Annotated in this window: 17 protein-coding genes and 1 tRNA gene; 2 read left to right on the forward strand and 16 right to left on the reverse strand. The window is 37.0% G+C overall.

Features of this window, described 5'->3' with window-relative positions:
• Positions 1–2 precede the first annotated feature (2 nt).
• Both lspA and ABYK33_RS07115 read left to right on the forward strand, forming a co-directional pair.
• A complete protein-coding gene (gene lspA, locus ABYK33_RS07110; RefSeq protein ID WP_373032364.1) occupies positions 3–410 on the forward strand; it encodes a signal peptidase II in 408 nt (135 codons plus the stop codon).
• A gap of 75 nt (positions 411–485) precedes the next feature.
• A tRNA-Val gene (locus ABYK33_RS07115) sits at positions 486–561 on the forward strand.
• Positions 562–1263: 702 nt separating this feature from the next.
• Here ABYK33_RS07115 and galE read toward each other — a convergent pair.
• The 16 genes from galE to ABYK33_RS07195 all read right to left on the reverse strand — a co-directional run.
• The gene (galE, locus tag ABYK33_RS07120) at positions 1264–2271 is read right to left on the reverse strand and encodes a UDP-glucose 4-epimerase GalE (RefSeq protein ID WP_373032365.1); all 1008 of its coding nucleotides are present in this window, start codon (positions 2269–2271) and stop codon (positions 1264–1266) included.
• Positions 2272–3148: 877 nt separating this feature from the next.
• Complete coding sequence (locus ABYK33_RS07125) at positions 3149–3907, reverse strand: glycosyltransferase family 2 protein (RefSeq protein WP_373032366.1); 759 nt, start codon at positions 3905–3907, stop codon at positions 3149–3151.
• Positions 3908–4066: 159 nt separating this feature from the next.
• Complete coding sequence (locus ABYK33_RS07130; protein WP_373032367.1) at positions 4067–4624, reverse strand: WcaF family extracellular polysaccharide biosynthesis acetyltransferase; 558 nt, start codon at positions 4622–4624, stop codon at positions 4067–4069.
• Complete coding sequence (locus tag ABYK33_RS07135) at positions 4617–5789, reverse strand: glycosyltransferase (protein ID WP_373032368.1); 1173 nt, start codon at positions 5787–5789, stop codon at positions 4617–4619. Before ABYK33_RS07135 ends, ABYK33_RS07130 begins: the two co-directional genes overlap by 8 nt.
• The gene (locus tag ABYK33_RS07140; protein ID WP_373032369.1) at positions 5786–7147 is read right to left on the reverse strand and encodes an O-antigen ligase family protein; all 1362 of its coding nucleotides are present in this window, start codon (positions 7145–7147) and stop codon (positions 5786–5788) included. Before ABYK33_RS07140 ends, ABYK33_RS07135 begins: the two co-directional genes overlap by 4 nt.
• Positions 7144–8226, reverse strand: coding sequence for a glycosyltransferase family 4 protein (locus ABYK33_RS07145; protein ID WP_373032370.1), 1083 nt, complete (start codon positions 8224–8226; stop codon positions 7144–7146). Before ABYK33_RS07145 ends, ABYK33_RS07140 begins: the two co-directional genes overlap by 4 nt.
• A complete protein-coding gene (locus ABYK33_RS07150; protein ID WP_373032371.1) occupies positions 8227–9228 on the reverse strand; it encodes an acyltransferase family protein in 1002 nt (333 codons plus the stop codon).
• On the reverse strand, positions 9225–10115 hold the full coding sequence (locus ABYK33_RS07155) for a glycosyltransferase family 2 protein (RefSeq protein ID WP_373032372.1): 891 nt from the start codon (positions 10113–10115) through the stop codon (positions 9225–9227). Before ABYK33_RS07155 ends, ABYK33_RS07150 begins: the two co-directional genes overlap by 4 nt.
• A complete protein-coding gene (locus ABYK33_RS07160; protein WP_373032373.1) occupies positions 10116–11255 on the reverse strand; it encodes a glycosyltransferase in 1140 nt (379 codons plus the stop codon).
• Positions 11252–12148: a polysaccharide pyruvyl transferase family protein gene (locus ABYK33_RS07165; RefSeq protein WP_373032374.1), complete on the reverse strand. Its 897-nt coding sequence runs from the start codon at positions 12146–12148 to the stop codon at positions 11252–11254. Before ABYK33_RS07165 ends, ABYK33_RS07160 begins: the two co-directional genes overlap by 4 nt.
• Positions 12145–13272, reverse strand: coding sequence for a glycosyltransferase family 4 protein (locus ABYK33_RS07170; protein ID WP_373032375.1), 1128 nt, complete (start codon positions 13270–13272; stop codon positions 12145–12147). Before ABYK33_RS07170 ends, ABYK33_RS07165 begins: the two co-directional genes overlap by 4 nt.
• Positions 13260–14153, reverse strand: coding sequence for a glycosyltransferase family 2 protein (locus ABYK33_RS07175; protein ID WP_373032376.1), 894 nt, complete (start codon positions 14151–14153; stop codon positions 13260–13262). Before ABYK33_RS07175 ends, ABYK33_RS07170 begins: the two co-directional genes overlap by 13 nt.
• Positions 14150–14743 carry a DapH/DapD/GlmU-related protein gene (locus ABYK33_RS07180; RefSeq protein WP_373032377.1) on the reverse strand — a complete coding sequence of 198 codons (594 nt, stop codon included), beginning with the start codon at positions 14741–14743 and terminating at the stop codon, positions 14150–14152. The genes ABYK33_RS07175 and ABYK33_RS07180 overlap by 4 nt, the downstream gene beginning before the upstream one ends.
• The gene (locus ABYK33_RS07185) at positions 14733–16247 is read right to left on the reverse strand and encodes a lipopolysaccharide biosynthesis protein (protein WP_373032378.1); all 1515 of its coding nucleotides are present in this window, start codon (positions 16245–16247) and stop codon (positions 14733–14735) included. The genes ABYK33_RS07180 and ABYK33_RS07185 overlap by 11 nt, the downstream gene beginning before the upstream one ends.
• Positions 16248–16253: 6 nt before the next feature.
• Entirely contained in the window at positions 16254–17525 is a 1272-nt protein-coding gene (locus ABYK33_RS07190) for a nucleotide sugar dehydrogenase (protein ID WP_373032379.1), read from the reverse strand.
• Between the two features lie 31 nt (positions 17526–17556).
• Positions 17557–18415: nucleotide sugar dehydrogenase (locus ABYK33_RS07195; RefSeq protein ID WP_373032381.1), on the reverse strand; the 859-nt coding region annotated here is incomplete at its 5' end.

Below are 18415 nucleotides of genomic sequence, written 5' to 3' on the forward strand. Positions count from 1 at the left end.
CGCTGCCGCAAGACGAGCTCTACGGCCACGCTTTTGACATCTATGAGACGGCCTGTGTCAACATGCGGCTCATCTTTAACTACGGCGTCGCTTTTTCCATGTTCTCGTTTTTGGACGAGTACCTTAAATGGCTCCAGCTTCTACTCATCGCCGGGGTACTTGTTTATGTCATAAGACTTAAAAAACTCTGTTATATGGTTCCTTCTGGAATCCTTATCGGTGCAGGGCTCTCCAACATCTACGACCGTTTCGTCCACGGCGGTGTCGTTGACTACGTCTACTGGCACTGCGGGTTTGACTTTGCGATCTTTAATTTTGCCGACGTCATGATCGATTTTGCGGTTCTTTGGCTGCTTATTTATAACCTAAAACCAAGGTTTTGCACAAAAAAGAGTAAAATCACTCTCTAAGTCGCTCTTTTTTTCGGCTTTATAAAATATATTTAAGTAAGACTGGTGTAATATTCCCGTCTTCAAACCAACAATGCTTCGTTAACTCAGTTGGTAGAGTGTTACCTCGACAAGGTAAAAGTCACTGGTTCGAGTCCAGTACGAAGCACCATCCCTAAACAAACCATCCAAACAATATTTTCAAACTCCATATATCGTTTTTAATTTATCAACAATTATTTTCTTTTTATACGATAAAGCATTTAGTGCTTTCCATGCATTGAGCGGTTGGCTCTTATCATCGAATGGCACTAATTAAACGAATTATTTAAGGAGTCTAAATCGACTCCTTTCAGTTTTTAGTCCAGTTTTCTATTTTACAAGCTATTTGCTCTTTATTCGTGAAAATTTGGGCAATTAGATGACCCTCGCTCTTTTCTCTTTTTGATCATCGAATTACACTAATTGAACGAATTGTTTTTATGAAGTCTCTATCGACTTCTTTGAGTTTATATCATGCTTTCTATTTTACAAGCTCTTTGTTCTTTATTCGTGTAAATTGGAGTAATAAGATGACTCTCACTCTTTTCTCTTTTTGATCATCGAATTACACTAATTGAACGAATTGTTTTTATGAAGTTTCTATCGACTTCTTTGAGTTTATATCAAGCTTTCTATTTTACAAGCTATTTGCTCTTTATTCGTGAAAATTGGAGTAATTAGATGACCCTCGCTCTTTTCTCTTTTTGATCATCAAATTACACTAATTGAACAAATTATTTTTATGAATATGAGTCCTGATAATTCGTGAGAATTGGAGTAATAAGATGACGATGTTCTTGCTCTTTTACGCAGCACAAATCCGTAGGACGGATTACTTATACCCGTTGGGGTTTTGGGACTGCCATCGCCAGCTGTCTTCGCACATCTGCTCGACAGACTTTTTGGCTTCCCAGCCGAGGACTTTTTTAGCGTAGGAGGGGTCGGCGAAGCATTTGGCCACATCGCCGGTGCGGCGCTCTACGATCTTGTAGGGGACTTTTTTGCCGGAGGCCTTCTCGAAAGCTTTGACCATGTCGAGCACCGAGTAGCCGTTGCCGGTGCCGAGGTTGACGGTGAGTATCCCTTTGTGCTTTGTCAGGTACTCCAGGGCTTTGAGGTGGCCGCTGGCGAGGTCCACGACGTGGATGTAGTCGCGGACCCCCGTGCCGTCGTGGGTGTCGTAGTCGCCGCCGAAGATGCTGAGGCAGTCGCGTTTACCGACGGCGGTCTGGGCAATGAAAGGCATGAGGTTGTTGGGAATGCCGTTGGGGTCTTCGCCAATGGTGCCCGACTCGTGCGCACCGACGGGGTTGAAATAGCGCAGCAGAGCGATGCTCCACGCCTCGTCCGAAAAGGAGAGGTCCCGCAGGATCTCTTCGACGAAGAGCTTCGTCTTGCCGTAGGGGTTGGTAGCGCTGAGCGGAAAGTCCTCGGTTATCGGGGTGGTGTGCGGGTCGCCGTAGACGGTGGCGGAAGAGCTGAAGACAATGTTTTTACAGCCGTGCTTTTGCATGACCTCGCAGAGTACCAGTGTGCCATGGATGTTGTTGTCGTAGTAGCGCAGAGGCTGCTCGACCGACTCGCCGACGGCCTTGAGGCCGGCAAAGTGGATGACGGCCGAGATGTCGTAGCTGCTAAAGACCTTCTCCATGTCCTCCGCCGAGCGGATGTCGCCTTCGACAAAAGGGATGCTCTTGCCGACGATCTTTTCGACCCGTCGAAGGCTCTCTTTCGAGGAGTTGGAAAAGTTGTCGAACACCACCACTTCGTACCCGGCTTCTATTAACAGCACGCAGGTGTGCGAACCGATGTACCCTGCTCCGCCCGTTACTAAGATCATACTCTATGCACCTACCTGTTTCAATTGGCACCATTATGGCATGAGCCCACTTTAGAACGGGTCAAACACTGTCTATTGTTCATCCACGAATGGCACTAATTAACACGAAATATTTTAAAAGAATCTCTGTTGACTCGTAGAATTAATTTTTCTGCTCCATTTACCTTACTCTCAAATTCGTGGACATTCGTGTAATTCGTGGACGGTGCTCTTACTCTTTTTCTTTCTGGCAACAGATTATATGGATTATTTTTCTGAAGACTGCTCTTGCTCTTGAATCCTAGAAATCTCACTAATCCGTGGGCTGATGCTCTTTTCTTTCTTTTGCCCACGGATTCCGGGGATTAGCAGGATTAGTTTTTTATACAATAAAGTATTAAATGCTTTCCATGCATTGAACTGTTGGCTCTTATCCACGAATTACACTAATTAACACGAAATAGTTAGCTCAATATCTTCTGAGATCTGATGAAAACTGCTCTTGCTCTTTAATCCCATAAATCCCACTAATCCGTGGGCTGATGCTCTTTTCTTTCTTTTGCCCACGGATTCCGGGGATTAGCAGGATTAGTTTTTTATACAATAAAGTTTTAAATGCTTTCCATGCATTAAACTGTCAACTTTTATCCACTAATTAACACGAATAGTTTTAAAAATGTCTCTGATAACTCGTTACATAAATTTTCTACTTCATATACTCTACGCTCTAATTCGTGCTCTTTCGTGGAATTCGTGGACGACGCTCTTGCTCTTACTCTTTTTCTTTCTGGCAACAGATTAAACAGATTATGAGGATTGTTCTTTTGAAAGCTGCTCTTTAATCCGTGGATGAAGGCTTTGGTGCTTCGGCGTGGAACTTAGCGGGCCAGGCAAGTCGCTAGACGATTTGCTTGCGTGTAAAGAATTGAGGGATTTTCGAAAGGTTTTTAAGAAGCAGGCTGATGCTGTTGCCGACGCAGTTGTTGTCCATGGCGCGGATGTCCTCTTTGGTCTTCGTCAAAATGTTGCGAATACTTTTGTTGCTTGCCCCGCCGACGCGCATCTTGACCAACACTTCGGGGATGTAAGTAGTACTGATGCCTTCTTTGCCCAAAAAGCGCAGAATAGAGTCGTAGTCCGCTGCGATCTTGAAACTGGTGTCGAAGCAACCGAACTTCTCATAGACGTCGCGTTTAACATAAAAGGTCGGGTGCGGCGGCATCCAGCCGTTTTGGAGCTTGTTCAAGGCGAATGAGCAGCTTTTCCAGTAGCGCACGACCTGGGTGGTGTCCTCTTTTTTGACATAGAGAAGGTCGCCGTAAACCGAGTCGACATCGTCACTCTTAAAGGTTTCGGCAATCTTCGCAACGACGTGTTCGTTTTCGAAAAGGTCGTCAGAGTGTAAAAACCCGACGACATCGCCTGTTGCCAGGGCAATGCCTTTGTTTAGACCGTCATAAATGCCTTTGTCTACTTCAGAGACAAAGGCCGCGATCTTTCCCGCATACTTTTGGATAACCTCCACCGTACCGTCTGTAGAGGCCCCGTCGACGACAATGTACTCTATATTGTCATAGGTCTGCGACAACACTGATTCTATCGCTTCTGCGATCGTCCCATGGTTGTTATACACGGAGGTAATGACTGATATTTTCATAACTTCTCTTTTCTAACGTTAAATAATTCGATTGTACCGAGTAAGGGCTATGCCATAAACAGAAATGCAATCACTAATTTCAACATTATACTACAAAATATATTTCAAAATATCACCTTAATAGGTGACTAATGGGTCAAAAAATGACTGTTCTGCGTTTTATTGTGTATCGCCAATAAGTCGTTTACGCTTTGCAACTGCGGGGTTGCCCTGGTAAACGGTGTAAGGTTCAAGGTCCTGTGTCGCGGTCGAACCGACTGCAAGAACACTGTGACTGTGACAGGTGACGCCGGGGCAAACAGTCGCCTTAGCCCCTATCCAAACGCCTTCTTCGAGGGTAATTTTACCCAAAATAAGGTCAAACGCCACTGTTGTATAGTCATGACTGCCTGTCAAAAGGTAGGCCCCCTGAGAGAGCACCACATTGTCACCTATGGTGACCTCAGCAAGATTGTCAATCCAGACGCCCTCACCAACCCAGCAATCGTCACCGATCGTCAAAAACCACGGGTACTTAACGTTGACATCGGGCTTAACAACAACCCTCTGCCCCACCTTTGCTCCGAACGCTTTTAACAGTGCAACTTTAAGACTAGACGGAAACGGCAGCAGCGTTTTAAAAAAGAACATGTTGGTAAAATACCAAAGCGTCTTTTTGAGGGTACTTCCCGGTTTGTACGCTTTGTTGTTGTATTGATTTAATTGGACTTTATTCATGGGTCATCTTTTCAAACAGTTTTTTAAATTCAATCGCTATATTTTTCCAGTCGTATTTTTTGGCAAGTCGTTTAGCATTTTCTCGCATCTGCTCTCTATCTTTACCAAGCATCTCAAGCATCGCTTGTGCCGTCTCTTCGACACTGTTGTTAACCCACTTGCCACAATTAGTATCTTCGACTTCTGACCATGGCGTACCTGTACTCGCAACAATCGGTGTACCGGCTGCCAGACTTTCCACATAGACATTCCCAAAGTTCTCATTGTGTGACGGCAAGACAAAAAGGTCGGCATTGGCAAGGAAGTCAATTTTATCTTGTCCCTGAATCTCACCGACTAAAAACACCTGTTGTTCCAGACCAAGACCGGCTATCTGCCTCGTAAGATTTCCACCCTCTTTTTCGTCCTGACCCGCAATAAACAGTTTTGCTGTTGGGTAGTCTGGCATTATCTTAGCAAAAGCATCGATGAGAATGTCGAATCCCTTTTTCTTTTGCAATCGTCCCATAGAGACAATGATCTTCTCCCCGTCTATATCTGTTGCCTGCTGTGCATAGGTTTTACAAAATTCTTTACTTGTTACTCTATTATAGGTCTGAAACACATCGAACTCAATGCCATTAGGGATGATCTCTACTTGTGCATTAGGAAACTGGGCAAGGATCTCATCTTTCTCTTGTTGTGCTGTAGCATGCCAATACAAGCTCTTAACGAATGGTCTTATGAGTAACCCAAGCCACAGCTTCTTAAACCTACTTCCCTGTTCTAAACACCATTTACACAAGGCACCTCTAGGCGACAAGAGAATGGGCTTGCTAAATACTTTCGCATAGAACAAGGCTATCGGGGTCGGGGTACTAAACATATATTGGGCATGCACCACATCGGAGTTTCGTATATCTTTCCAAACATTAAAAAGCAAAGACAACGAGAGTACATTTATTTTAGTCTCGTTGTAGTACTTAACAAAAAAGTGCTCATCGAGCTTTTCCCATTCATCTGTTTTTACATCGAGTTTGGACGTCATGTTTGCATTGGTCGTACTGACATTTACATTTATATTTTCGAGCTTGGCAAGTTCCTGACAAGTGTGTAATGTTGAAAAAATAGGACCACCGTAAACTGTCGCTGGGAAAAATGAAGGAACTACTACCAGTATTTTCATCTGAAACTCTTCTTTTTTATAAGACTCTCATTTACCGTCTTCCTTTTTCTCATAGCTACCTGGAAAAATATCGCTAGTAAAAGAAGTTGATAGTTTCCCATACCTGCCGGTGCAAATAGTGTTGCTTCTCCATTAAAAATAATCAATATGCCAATATATGACATCAAGACCGCTAGATCTCCAGATTTTATTAACTGTATCAACAGATATAACAATAGAAGCAGAAAGTACAATCCTGCTATAAGACCTGTCTCTTCGAAGACACTTAGATACAGGTTTCCTTTCTCCAAAGGTTTACTATACATTATGTTTGTTCCTGGAAGATATTTAATATTTGCGACATCTGCTTCGGCCGGATCCCAATAATCAATTTGCACACCAAAGCCTATGCCTGTATATGGATAACTTATAAAATTGTTGATTGATGCTTTTGCCAGAAAGATACGTTCTGGTACCGTTTCCATAAGTTTACTTCCAGACTGTTGCGAGGATTTCAATACAAAACTTTGTACCTTAGAGTTAATGTCTTCTGTAAAATTGATGAGAACTATTAACATTGCCACAACAAAAATACTTTGATAAAACAGCTCCTTTTTTGAACTTTTTCTGGCAACGAAAAAATTAACAATATAGAAAAGTACAATTACCCCAACTACTGAAACAACGGCGGTCCGTGAACCTGACAACACTATTTCAATTGCACCTAACACCAATATTATGCGATGAAAATTTGTATGAATTATTTTTTTACTCAAATATTGGATGAAGTAGATAATATAAATAGGTACAAAGATCACCCCTAAAGATTGCGAATGATTTGTTATTCCAGCATAAAGGTCTCTTGGATATCCATATGAGAGGAAGATCAATGGAAAAGAGATTAATACAAAGAGTATTGTAAAGTTGTTTAGGAAAGAGAGAAAGTCGTATTCTTTTGCTAATTCTACACTTCGAAAAACTGTAAAAACCACTATGCTAAATAACAACAACCGTACTACAGACAATGTCAAGAGCATGCTTCCTAAAAAAGCTGCCGCAAGTATTAATACAATTAAAATATAAAACTTTCTTTCTAACTTACTAAATGTTATTTTCTTTATTTTCACATACTTAAATAACATTATTATAAATATAGTCAGCACTGTTAAAAGTGAAAAATTGACCTCTACAGGATGAAAGATAGGGTTTTCAAACCTCATCAAAAAGATAAAAAACAAGCCTTTAAAAAACCATTCTTTCCCTTTAGATACAATCAAATACAGTACAAAAAAATGTACGATATATGTAAAGAAAGGTATTAGCATTAACATTAATGCTAAGAATACAAAAAAAGATTCTTTGGGAATATTTTTCATCATGTTTTTAATTCATTATATTTTTTCATTTCAATCAACAGTTTGTTGGCTGTTTTAATCCAATTTTCTTTATTGATTGTCTTTGACATATTGAAACTGTACTCGCCCATTGTTTTCAGTGTGTCTTCATTAGAGAGCATCATACTCGCTAACTTTTCTTTTAAATTCAAAGAATCCCCTCTTTTGAATACATAACCGTTTTTATTGTCATGCACAAACTGTGTCGCTGCTCCTACAGCATCTGAAACGAACATAGGAAAACCGGCTAAAGCAAACTCGTGGACCACAACGCCCCATGGTTCAAAATGACTAGGTAGAACAAATACGCCACCTTCAGCCATATAGTCTTTTAAGTCTTTTGGCTGGACAAACCCAACGTGCTTTATTTTTGGGTGTTCAGCTTTTTCTTCGTACAATGGGCCTGTCCCTATACAGATTAATTCCCACTCATTTGGATTTTCATTCTGTAACTCTATGAATGCCTGCCAAAGATCTTTAATACCCTTAACATCTACATACCGACCCACATAGATAAAGCGTTTTATAAACTTACGTTCGGGATTAATTATGTTGACTGAAAAATTATCACTGTTGGCAACATAGAAACCTTTAAATATTTGTTCATCTGTAAACCCAAGTTTTTTAGCGTAAACCACTTGCGGTTCACCGGGCACCCAAATATGTGAAAATTTCTTTTTTAGAGTAAAGGGGCTTACCAATGTAGCTATTTTTTGTTTTATAGAGCCGTTCCACTGATTGTCCATACTCATCACAGTTGGGATCTTACCACTGTAATAAGACACGACTTTGAGATACTCTTTGTCGGACCATCCCGAACAAAGGATCATGTCAGGATTAATATTTTGTACTTTTTCAAACATAGTCTCAAAAGAAAATGTTTCCCGATCATAAAGAAATATTCCAGCATACTCATTTTTGAACTCAAAGGGTGCTTCTTTTTGGTCAACTTCTTTTCGAATAACATGAAGCTCTACATTCGATGTTTTAACCCAGTGATCTAAAACATTAATCATATAGTCTGACAATCGTGAAAATAAAATTACTATTTTATGCTTTTGCATTTATGATCCTGTATATTCTTTACTATATTTAACTTTTGAAGATAACTTTTTTGATGGTTTTTCAATATAGAGATTAAAAATATAAGCACTGAATATACTGATAAACAGGCTCATAATTAAGACAATGCATTTCTGATATGGATCTGTAAAAAAATGAGACATTAAATTAATGAAAGATGTACCAATAATTATATGTATTAGGTATAAAGAATATGATATCTCTCCAAAAAAACTTCCTACTTTCGGATTATAGTTTGTGAATATATGCACAATAAAAAGAGTAACAATCACTGTGAGAAGTATATCTATACTATGGTGTAAAAAAATCATGATAGTGCAAATTATAAGCACTGTAATAAATTCAGTTTTATTTATGATCTCTTTTATAAATAAAATATATACAATTCCCGCCATAAATATTGGTGCCCAAAGAAATAATTGAATCGGGACAAAAACGGAACTACCTGTTACCAATAAGTAGAAAAAAATACGAAAAGAAGCTTTTTTCTGTATTAGCAATGGCATTAAAGCAGATAAAGCTAAATAGTATTGAAATTCGATAGCCAAGGTCCAATATACTGGATTAATCCATTTAGCACCGTCTACAAACGGTACTAAATAAAAAATATTATAGATTATCAGTTCTAAACTCGGGAACAGACTTTGTCCCGTAGTAGAAGGTATAAATTCTCGTACGATTAAATATGAAATACTTAAAATTATAGAAGCAAAAAATGGTATTTCTACTCGTATTATTCTTTTTTTAAAAAAAGAATAAAAATCTTTTATTTGGTACTCACTGTTAATCATTGTAAGCGGAATAACTATTCCAGAAATTACAAAAAAAACTGTGACCCCTAATTCGCCATAATTAAAAATACTACGTAATACACTATCATTAATATAACCGGACGCAAAAATAAAATGGAACAAAACGACTGCAAGTGCTGCTACACCCCGTAATGTATTTAAAATTGGAATATACAATATTTCTTTATTCAAAACCTAACTTTCTTCCAATATTTAAACTGTTCAACTGAAACAGCATTTCTTTTTTTTAAAACCGTAGGTATCAAAATAAGCACAGAAAACAATGCTTTTACAGCTTGAATATTAGTAATAAAATATCTTTTATCATTTTTAAAATTATAACGGACATGGGAAACAAACTTACCAGCGAAATAAGGCAATATATATATACTTGGAAATAACATCAATACAATCAACAAATCGTTTCTGACAATATTATGTTTAAATTGTTTCAACCATGCAATACTGCGTTCTTTTGGTAAATAATTATGAAAAATTTTCACTTTTTCACCAAACAATATCAGTTCATTGTTTTTTATAAGCCGTAAAGACAGGTCAGTTTCTTCAGCTGCAGAATGTAAAAACCCAGAAAATCCTTCGAGCTTTTCAATTGTTGATCTTTTAAAAGCACATCCGCATGCAATAAACTCACCAAGTTCCTGTTCGTCTTTTAAGTTTTTTAATTCACTTAGCCACTTTGTATTTGGTTCTAGAACGTCAAACATCAAACAGCCCATTGTCGATTTATCCTCTTCAAAATAATGGGCCACAAGCTCCAATGCATCAGGTTCCAAAAACCATGCATCATCATCCATAAAAATAACAATGTCACCTGACCCTTTCGCTAAAGCAAAATTTCTAGCGTATGCTTGGCCTTTATTTTCTTTTAGACTTTCAAAAGAAAATGCAGGATTATTTGTAGGCACTAGATGATCAATTTTTTCAGTTCCACAATCATCTATGATATAAATTTTATAAAAAGCGTATGTTTGTTTTTGGATCTCTTCTATAAACCGTTTTATGTCTTCTGGACGGTTATACGTTGGAACAATAATGTCTATAGTCAGTTTGTCTTTCAATTAATACTCCTCATTTCTAATAACCTTGGAAAATACTGTTTTATAATCATATTTTTCAAAATATTTGTTTGCTTTTACAAAAGCATTTTGCCCCATTTTATTCCACTCTTCTTGTTTATCCCAAGCATGTTCAAGTGCTTTATCAAATGAGAAATAGGTTGCACCCTCTGCAATAAACCCATCTATTTCATCTGTTATTAACTCAGCATTTCCCCCAACATCCGTTGCCACTGCTGTACGACCTGACATCATAGCTTCTACAAGAGCTAAAGGAAGGCCTTCATAATAAGAGGGCATGAGCAGAATATGGTTTGTTGTCCAAATATCCTGACGAATATCATTAACATGACCATGTAAAAATACTTTGTCTTCTAAACCATAAAACGCTATCAGTTCTTCAATAATATCTTTATCTGGACCTTCACCATATAAATTTAATCGGAATGGACGTTCTCGCCATTTATCTTGTGACAGAATTTGTAATAACAAAGCCTGCCCTTTAATACTAACATCGAGTCGACCAACTAACGCCATTTCCATAGTGTCACTATCTCGCCATGGCAAAACTCCTGTCTCTTTCATATTAACAGGATTAGCGACTATTCTTGCATTCGGAAAGGCATAGGCTATTTGTCTCTCTGCAATCTGTTGCAATCTCTTAGATACAAAATAAACATTTTCAGCTTGTAAGCACACTTCTTTAACTAAAGCCCGTTTTTTCTTATCGATCTTACGAGTTTCTGGATTAGCATGTACAATTAGTGAATAAGGAATATCTAACATCAAAAGAAAGTCACGTAGAGGATTGATTTCCAAATCGGAAAAACCACCCATGCTAATAACGACATGGTCAGGATTTGATTTTGCGATAAAATCAACCAGTTCTTTTTTCGCAAATAAAACTTGATTGATCTTACCTTTTATCTTTCCTGTAAAAGACGAATATGAGATCCTTTTTCTTCGATCTATAACAATACCGTTCTTTTCCAGTCCACTCATTTTATTAGGTAAAGTACCCCAATCATAAATTGAAACAAAAACATTATTATTCTTAGATGCGAGAATCGCCAACTCGGCCCAAAGTTCTTCGCTTCCACCCCAAGCGTCACCGGCCATTGTTGTTACAAAAGAAATTTTCATATAAAGCCTTTTTTTACTTTAAATGTTTCAAGAATATCGTATAGTTGGCTGACTTTGTTATTCCATACTTCTTCATCAGACAGGTGAGCATGTCTGTTTTTTAGTTTTTTCAGTCCTGACACAAACTCTTTTCTTCTTTTATAATGAATAGCACCTGAAACAGGATTTGAGATAAATTCAGGTAACTTCATACTTATCTTTTGCTGCAAAATTTTATTGAAAAAATTTGAGGAATGTATTGAGGGTAAACTATGAAAACGAAAATCCATTTCAAGTGATTTTCCCCAATCATGCCACTTAAATTCGTTTATATAAGGAAAGGCTTTAACAGGAATCCATGGTACCCTCATACTGTCAGCAACAATTGCACCATGCATTGACTCAGTTATTACAAGTTTTGCATTTTTGATCTCTCGTAACACATCCTGAACTTCCCATTTTGGGCTAACATACTTCATTCCAGCATCTAAACAAAGTTCTTCCCATCCCTCATACATATCTTCACTTTTGTGATGAGGAATGTAAATCACATTATCTTCTTTTTTTATCAATGAGTCTGGAATAATTTCATTAATTAAAAGCGCACCATCGGCAACTGCATATTTTTGGTCAAGATTCAAAATATCACACGTAAGGGGACCTCTGACACATAGTATTTCATAGGAATTATCTATTATAGGAACTTGACCATAAGTATCAATGTCATCTGCAGCATACCCCGAAGAAAAGACAATTTTCTTTTGCTTGTATTTCTGCTTTAATCCCAGAATACTACCAATACCAAGGAATAGTTCATCTTCATTGTTATCTAGAACTCCGGGTAGAAGTTTATTAAACAAGAGAGGGTTTAGTTTGTCTCCAAAGTTGTTACCTTCATGATAAATCAATTTCATGAGAGCATCTCTGTATAAACCTTTTGAAGGACTCTGTAATGATTCTCAATGTTATGCTCATCCTTAATTCTTTGCAATGCCGCTATACCTTTCTTTTTTACAATTTCTGGGTTTTCAATAACACTGACAATAATTTCCTTGAGCCTTTTTTCAATAACATTTTGAAAGACATCTCGTTCAGCAGGGGTCTCAATCTGACCATTTCCATTTTTTAATTTCGGAACATCTATAATCCAGCCTACATCATTATTATTGATTTCAGGCAACGCTCTTAGGTTTGTTGTAATGGTAGGACAACCCGCGGCCTGAGCTTCTAAGACTGAATAACCATATGTATCTCCCCATGTAGGCAATAACCCAATATGTGTATTTTTAAATAATTCAAGGACTTGTTCATTGGGAAGATTATAATAATGTTCAATATTTTCAGGATACTTGTTGATAATACGCATAGCCTTAACATAGTCCTCCTCAGTTGTCTGTGATGCATAATCTCCAAATAGCATACTACTCACTATTTTTAATTCCATGTGTGGATATATTGGCAATAGTGTATTGAATACATTTAATATTTCCCTACCGCCCTTTCGAAAAAAATCGCCCCCAATTAATGTAAAAACAATTCGATGGTCTGAAAGTTGTTTTTCTCCATAGTCATTAATCAAAGATCTTTGCGGAGGATGTAAAACAATCATTTTCTTTGTTAAAAGCTTTTCAAATTGTGGATAATTATTTTTTACATATTCGGCTTGCGAATCATAGGTACATTGAGACAAGGCAATAATCTTTTTGCAATTATCTGATACCAGCTGATTTATTGCCAGATCATATACACTATTTGGAACATTTCCTAAACGAGGCAATGTAGTTTCAAAAGTTACAACCCATGGCATTTTATTAAAACTAATAGTATTGAAAAAATGTCGAAAGGAAACATTCGATTTCCATGGTCTAAGAAACAAATACTGCAATACAGGGTGGATCTTTTTACTAAACCTAAAATACTGATTCAACAAAGTACTAAAAAGATCTCTTTCTTCTTTATAGACATACTTATTTTCAGGATACGCGAAATTTCTTATTTCAGGATACCGTAAACTATTTGTACCAATTATCTTTTCCATGGCAATTTTATCTCTCCAAACAAAATCATTGACATAAGAAAGTAATATTCTTTAAAAGTATTTTGGAAAATTCTTCCATCTTCGAAAAAAACACGTAATCCCTTTACTACTTTTCGTTTTTGCAGTAATGGAAACACTACAAATTTGTTTATAAAACATCCAAATGATTTTTTAGTAAAAAGATCTCGATTAGCCCGTGCCCAGGAATAAGAATATTCATAAGTTCCACCTTTGGCTTCAGTATTATTGTTTTCCCAATGAACAATCACACCCAAGTGAGTGGAAAAAACGATATTAACACTATCTCGTTCCAAACGAAGTAAAAAATCATAATCTTGATGGCGACGTAATTCTTCATTAAACATTATTTTTGAAGCTAATATTTTTGAAAGGAACATCGAGGGTGTTGGAATAAATTCCTTGTCACAGAACAAGTATTCTCCAACCGGCATTTCTCGACTTATCCCTTTTTTGGGAAGTTCATATTGCATTGTAGAAGATTTCACCAGTGACCGACAGTAGTACAAGGACTTTTCACTATCTGGTTCCATTAAGATATAACTTTCCAAATGTGTTTCTGTCCATTCGTCATCAGCATCTAAAAATGCAATCCAATCCCCCATTACATTTTTAATGCCCGTATTGCGTGCTGCTGATCCATTCTTGTTTTCAGAATGTGAAAAAGTTTTTATTGGTAGTTCTGTAAACTGTTCAATAATTATTTTTCCTTCTTCCCAATCAGGTGAAGCATCATTTACAATTATAATTTCCAACGGATTATATATTTGATTTTGTACAGAGGTCAATGCTCTATAAATAGTATTAGCATTATTGTAATAAGGAATAACCACTGTTATTCTAAAAGTTTTTTTTGTATTCAATATATTTTTCCAAACCATTGTTCTTTTTTATCTTTAGTATAAAATTCATCCATATTTCTATATTTAATAATACGTTGTTGCGCTCCAACAACAAAAGCCCCGGCAGGAACATTTTTTGAAACGACTGTACCCATGCCTATGATTGCACCGTCGCCAATAGATACTCCCGGCGTTATGACAACATTCATACCTATCCAAACAGATCTTCCAATTTCCACATTTTTACATATATAGCTATCATCATATGGAATACTTTCACCATTTACATTATGATTAGCAGAATAGATCACAACATTTCTACTAATTTGAGTGTTATCTCCAATAGAGATTCCTCCCGTACAGAATAAAAATGCTCCTCCACCAATTCTTACATAATCTCCTAGTTGTAGATTTTCACTATCATGTATAATTGCATCTCCATATATATGACATCCAACACCTTTATTTGAAATTCTATTAACTATAAATCGTCCGTACGCATTTTTTATTTTTAACTTCATATGTTTAATATAAAAAGAGACAAGCCAATAAATCACTCTTTCATTAAAGATAAAATCAAATATGCTCAATAATAATTTTTTAATGTACATGTTTTTCTTTCTTTGGTTTTAGGATTTCTCTGATTTTGGCTAAGTTATTTCTATGTTTAGCAGAAAATATAAAAATAAAAAAAGTCATAGCAAGAAATAAAGAAGTTTTAACTACAAAATTCTCTCCCATACTGAACTTCAAGATATCTATATTTTTTTGAATAATATATGCACCACCAAATATATATGTAAATGGAACAAATATATTTTTTAAAAAATTGACTATATTAATTGGTGTATCATGGAATACAAACGGAACAGATATCAAGAAACTAATATAATTGGCGATAACATATATAAGAATAAATGTTTTTAAATCAAAGTTTATGCCAACTATAAAACCAATTGCTATAATCATAAAATTCAATATTCCCCAATGCAAATATTTTCGACTTTTCCCTAGCGTGATTAAAACTAGGCCTAATGTTCCATATACAGGTTGAATTAATGCTGCAAATGCCAAGACAGAAAAAAATTCTGCTGATAACAACCATTTTTCTCCTAACACAAAATAAATTATTTCGTATGAGTTTAACCATAAAAAACAGATTAATAGCAGACTAATAATATTTAGAATTGAAACCAATTGGAGATAATAAGCATTGTACTCTTTAGGTTTTTCCCTCAAAGATGCCAATGCAGGCAAAGCTACACTATAAATGGGAGTTCTGATTTTTTGAATAGGCAACAATAGTAATTGATATGCTTTGCTATATAGACCTAACATTGATGATCCATAATACTTACCTATTATGAGGTTATCTAAATTCCTTGCAAAATAATTCACTAGATCAAATAAAGTGATATTCTTGCCAACTTCTAAATGATTCTTTATACTATTTATATATAACTTTATTTTTGGAAACCAGCCAAAACTCCAAATCACTAACAATGAATTAATAAATGTAGTTACCAATATATTAATAACTAAAGACCAGTATCCCAACCCAATATATGCACTAATAATTGTCATAATAGCCCCAAAAAAGCTTGCAATCAATTGAGAATATATTAATTTTCTAAACTGCATTGTACGTTTGAGTAAAGCTGAAGGCACTATTGAAAAACTACCTATTAAAAAAGTTAGTGATATTATTATTGTGACATCTATTAAACGGCTGTCATCATAAAACTTGGCTATAGGAACAGACATTATCATCATTAAAATCATAAGAACTGTACCGACTATAACATAAAGCCAAAAAACTGTTATTAATTCCAAATTTGTTAATATTTTTTTCTTAATTATTGAAATAGTAAGTCCAAATTCTTTGAACAAAGTAAAAAACCCTGTAATAGCAGTTACTATTCCTATAATCCCATAATCTTCTGGAGACAAAATTCTAGCTAATATCATCGTTGAAATAATAAGAAGTAGAAAAGAAACAATTTGACCAATAATTAATTCCAGTCCACCCTTTACTGATTTTGATTTAACATTTTTATCGGAAATACGTAATTCATTAATAGGTAGAATACGCTTTATTTTCTTTCCAAATATCATTTTGACTTACAGTCTCCACGTGGCATTTTCTACTATGCCCTTAATATCTATCAACACTGGCTCTAGGGTACTAATATCTTTGTATTCACTGTATTTAAGCACTTTAAATATTTTGTGCCCTACAGCAATAATGACTGCGTCATATTTTTTACTGCCTTTGAAAGGATCGCTGATTAAAGAAAAATTGTTCTGTGTTATATCTTTTTCATCAATCCACGGTTCATAAGCATCAACGTTACAGCCGTAGTCCTTCAATTCATTGATGATGTCAAAGACCTTAGAATTTCTAATGTCAGGGCAATCTTCTTTAAAAGTCAAACCCATTATTAGAATATTTGCGCCTTTGATCTTCTTATCGTGGGCGATCATCTCTTTAATGGTACGCTCTGCGATGTACTTGCTCATGCCGTTGTTAATCTGGCGGGCGCCAAGGATAAGGTTTGGTTTATAGCCTAACTCTTGTGCCTTGTGGGTCAAGTAGTAAGGGTCAACACCAATACAGTGACCGCCTACAAGACCAGGCGTAAGTTTAATGAAGTTCCACTTGGTTGCTGCGGCATTGATAACCTCTGTCGTGTCAATTCCCATAGTATCAAAGATAAGGGCAAGCTCATTAATAAGTGCTATGTTGACATCTCTCTGAGTGTTCTCAATGACCTTGGAAGCCTCTGCAACTTTAATGGATGATGCAAGATGTGTACCGGCAGTAATAATACTTTTATACAGGTCATCTACTTTTACAGCAATTTCAGGAGTTGACCCTGAAGTAACTTTAAGGATTTTTGTCACTGTGTGTTCTTTATCGCCCGGATTAATTCGTTCCGGAGAATAGCCAGCAAAAAAGTCTTCGTTAAATTTAAGCCCCGACATCTCTTCCAAGATAGGCACACAAACCTCTTCAGTCACACCCGGGTAGACAGTAGACTCATAGATAACAATGTCATCTTTTTTAAGAACTTTTCCAACACTTTCAGAAGACTTGACAAGCGGGGTAAGGTCTGGACGGTTAGAACTGTCTATCGGCGTTGGAACTGTGACAATGTAAATGTTACAGTCAGCAATTTCGTTTAAATTAGCTGTGAATTTCATACCACTCGCCAAAGCTTCTTTAACCTGCTCGTTATTTAGTTCAAGTGTTCGGTCAACACCGCTGTTAAGCTCATCTATTCGCCACTGCGCAATGTCAAAACCCACAACCTCATACTTTTCACTAAACGCATGTGCCAACGGCAAGCCAACATAGCCTAAACCGATAACTGCAATTTTTGAATTATTCATTTCTAATTTCCTAATAAGGGCTTATAATTATTTAACTATCACTTCCAAAAATATCGCGAGTATAGACCTTGTCTTTGACATCGACGATACTGTCAGAAAGTCTATTGGCGACAATGACATCTGAAACTTGTTTGAATGCGTCTATGTCTTTTACAACTTTCAGTCCCTCGAACTCATTGTCCTCGAGTACCGGTTCGTAGATGACGACTTCGACCCCTTTGTCTTGCAGCTTTTTAATGACGCCTTGTACCGCAGAGCTTCTAAAGTTGTCCGAACCTGTTTTCATAATGAGACGATAAATGCCGACGACTTTCGGTTTTTTTTCCAAGATCTGAGAAGTAATGAACTCTTTTCTTGTCTCGTTGGCATCGACGATCGCCCCTATGAGGTTGTTTGGAACGTCTTTAAAGTTGGCACGCAGCTGCTTGGTGTCTTTAGGGAAACAGTAACCGCCGTAACCGAAAGACGGGTTGTTGTAGTGGGTACCGATGCGCGGGTCTAGGCCGACGCCTTCGATGATGTCTTTGGTGCTAAGATTGAACTTTTCACTGTACGAGTCCAGCTCGTTAAAGTAAGCCACACGCATTGCCAAATACGTGTTGGAGAAGAGCTTAATGGCCTCGGCTTCTGTGCTGTCCGTAAACAAAACTGACACATCTTTTTTAATTGCGCCACGTTCCAAAAGTCCTGCAAAGATCATCGCCCGGTCGCTCTTCTCACCGACAATAATACGGCTTGGGTAGAGGTTATCATGCAGGGCATTGCCCTCGCGCAGGAACTCCGGAGAGAAGATGATGTTGTCAGTTGCAAACTTCTCTCGTACCGACTTAACATAACCGACCGGGATTGTCGACTTTATGACCATCGTCGTCTCCGGGTTTATTTCGAGA

Origin of the sequence: Sulfurovum sp., assembly GCF_041562805.1 — a bacterium.
Lineage (GTDB): Bacteria > Campylobacterota > Campylobacteria > Campylobacterales > Sulfurovaceae > Sulfurovum.

Excerpts from the sequence above, each read along its gene's own strand:
- galE (WP_373032365.1), bottom strand. The coding sequence starts at position 2,271 with ATGATCTTAGTAACGGGCGGAGCAGGGTACATCGGTTCGCACACCTGC.
- ABYK33_RS07190 (WP_373032379.1), bottom strand. The coding sequence starts at position 17,525 with ATGAATAATTCAAAAATTGCAGTTATCGGTTTAGGCTATGTTGGCTTG.
- ABYK33_RS07130 (WP_373032367.1), bottom strand. The coding sequence starts at position 4,624 with ATGAATAAAGTCCAATTAAATCAATACAACAACAAAGCGTACAAACCG.
- ABYK33_RS07180 (WP_373032377.1), bottom strand. The coding sequence starts at position 14,743 with ATGTACATTAAAAAATTATTATTGAGCATATTTGATTTTATCTTTAAT.
- ABYK33_RS07125 (WP_373032366.1), bottom strand. The coding sequence starts at position 3,907 with ATGAAAATATCAGTCATTACCTCCGTGTATAACAACCATGGGACGATC.
- ABYK33_RS07135 (WP_373032368.1), bottom strand. The coding sequence starts at position 5,789 with ATGAAAATACTGGTAGTAGTTCCTTCATTTTTCCCAGCGACAGTTTAC.
- ABYK33_RS07140 (WP_373032369.1), bottom strand. The coding sequence starts at position 7,147 with ATGATGAAAAATATTCCCAAAGAATCTTTTTTTGTATTCTTAGCATTA.
- ABYK33_RS07170 (WP_373032375.1), bottom strand. The coding sequence starts at position 13,272 with ATGGAAAAGATAATTGGTACAAATAGTTTACGGTATCCTGAAATAAGA.
- ABYK33_RS07165 (WP_373032374.1), bottom strand. The coding sequence starts at position 12,148 with ATGAAATTGATTTATCATGAAGGTAACAACTTTGGAGACAAACTAAAC.
- ABYK33_RS07160 (WP_373032373.1), bottom strand. The coding sequence starts at position 11,255 with ATGAAAATTTCTTTTGTAACAACAATGGCCGGTGACGCTTGGGGTGGA.
- ABYK33_RS07145 (WP_373032370.1), bottom strand. The coding sequence starts at position 8,226 with ATGCAAAAGCATAAAATAGTAATTTTATTTTCACGATTGTCAGACTAT.
- ABYK33_RS07185 (WP_373032378.1), bottom strand. The coding sequence starts at position 16,247 with ATGATATTTGGAAAGAAAATAAAGCGTATTCTACCTATTAATGAATTA.